Raw genomic sequence first — 1,341 nt, 5'->3', positions numbered from 1 at the left:
GGGCCGCCGGGGCACCTCTCCGCCTTCACGGCGGTGGGCGGGGCGGCGTGCGTTCCGGGGCCGGGGCCTGCGGCATGACCCGCCGGAGACCCTCAGCGGCGCAGTGCCGCCGACGCCGCTTCGGCGACCGCGTCGGTCACCGCCGCCAGGGCGGGGGAGTCCAGCTTCCACTGCTGCCAGTACAGGGGCGCGTCGACCGCGTGGTCCGGGGCGAACACCAGCAGGCGGCCGGCGCGGAGCAGGGGCTCCGCCTGGGCTTCCGGGACCATGCCCCAGCCCAGTCCGGAGGCGACCGCCTCGACGAAGCCCTCCGAGGTCGGTACGTGGTGCCGCCGCGCGCTCGCCTCGGCGCCGCCGCGGGTGAACCGGCGTACGAAACCGTCCTGGAAGTCGTCCCGCCGGTCGAAGACCACGACCGGCGCCCCGGGCAGCGCCTCACGCAGCGGCTCCGTGAGATGCGCGGCGGCGAACTCCGGGTGTGCCACGGGGAGGTAGCGCATCCGGCCCAGGTGCCGCACGGAACAGCCCGGCACCGCGTCCGGTGACGAGGTCACCGCGGCCATGACGGCCCCCTCACGGAGCAGCGCGGCCGTATGCGCCTCGTCCTCCCGGCGCAGTTCGAAACAGAACCCGGTCCGGGAGGGAAGCCGGGTGAGTGCCCCCAGGAACCAGGTGGCCAGCGAGTCCGCGTTCACCGCCACCGACACCCGGGTCGGTTCCCCGCCCCCGCTCAGCCCCAGCTCGGCGTGCGCGTCCCGCTCCAGCCGGGCCACCTGGCGGGCCAGCCGGACCAGCACCTCGCCCGACTCGGTCGGCCGTACCGGCTTGGTGCGCAGCAGCAGTACCCGGCCCGTGCGCTGCTCCAGCGCCTTCACCCGCTGGCTCACCGCCGACGGCGTCACGTGCAGTGCCGCCGCCGCCGCGTCGAACGTCCCCTCGTCCACGACCGCGAGCAGGGTCCGTACCTGGTCCAGGGGAAGGTCTGCCATCACGACGGCTAAGGGTACCTAAGAATCATTAGCTGTACTGCACCCCGGTGGTGCCCATAACGTCCTCGGCATGACCAGCTCGCTGACCACCGCCGCCGCCGGATTCGGCACCGGCCTCTCCCTCATCGTCGCCATCGGCGCCCAGAACGCCTTCGTCCTGCGCCAGGGCATCCGCCGTGACGCCGTGCTCGCCGTCGTCGGCATCTGCGCCCTGTCCGACGCGGCGCTCATCGCCCTGGGCGTCGGCGGCGTCGGCGCGGTGGTCGTGGCGTGGCCCGGCGCGCTGACGGCGGTCGGCTGGATCGGCGGAGCCTTCCTGCTCGGATACGGCGCCCTGGCCGCCCGCCGGGTG

General features: G+C 74.7%; 2 protein-coding genes. One reads left to right on the top strand and one right to left on the bottom strand.

The window, feature by feature from the left end; genetic code table 11:
* Window positions 1-92 precede the first annotated feature (92 nt).
* Window positions 93-989, bottom strand: coding sequence for a LysR family transcriptional regulator ArgP (locus B9S61_RS04665; protein ID WP_103541051.1), 897 nt, complete (start codon window positions 987-989; stop codon window positions 93-95).
* 70 nt (window positions 990-1,059) lie between these two features.
* Here B9S61_RS04665 and B9S61_RS04660 point away from each other — a divergent pair.
* A partial coding sequence (locus B9S61_RS04660; protein ID WP_181007245.1) for a LysE/ArgO family amino acid transporter occupies window positions 1,060-1,341 on the top strand: 282 nt, incomplete at its 3' end.

Source organism: Streptomyces sp. SM1, from assembly GCF_002910825.1.
Lineage (GTDB): Bacteria > Actinomycetota > Actinomycetes > Streptomycetales > Streptomycetaceae > Streptomyces > Streptomyces okerensis.
Note: the sequence above shows the minus strand (reverse complement) of the source record. Positions and strands in the feature narration are given on the sequence as shown.

Coding starts and splice junctions, on each gene's coding strand:
- B9S61_RS04665 (WP_103541051.1), bottom strand. CDS start 989: ATGGCAGACCTTCCCCTGGACCAGGTACGGACCCTGCTCGCGGTCGTG.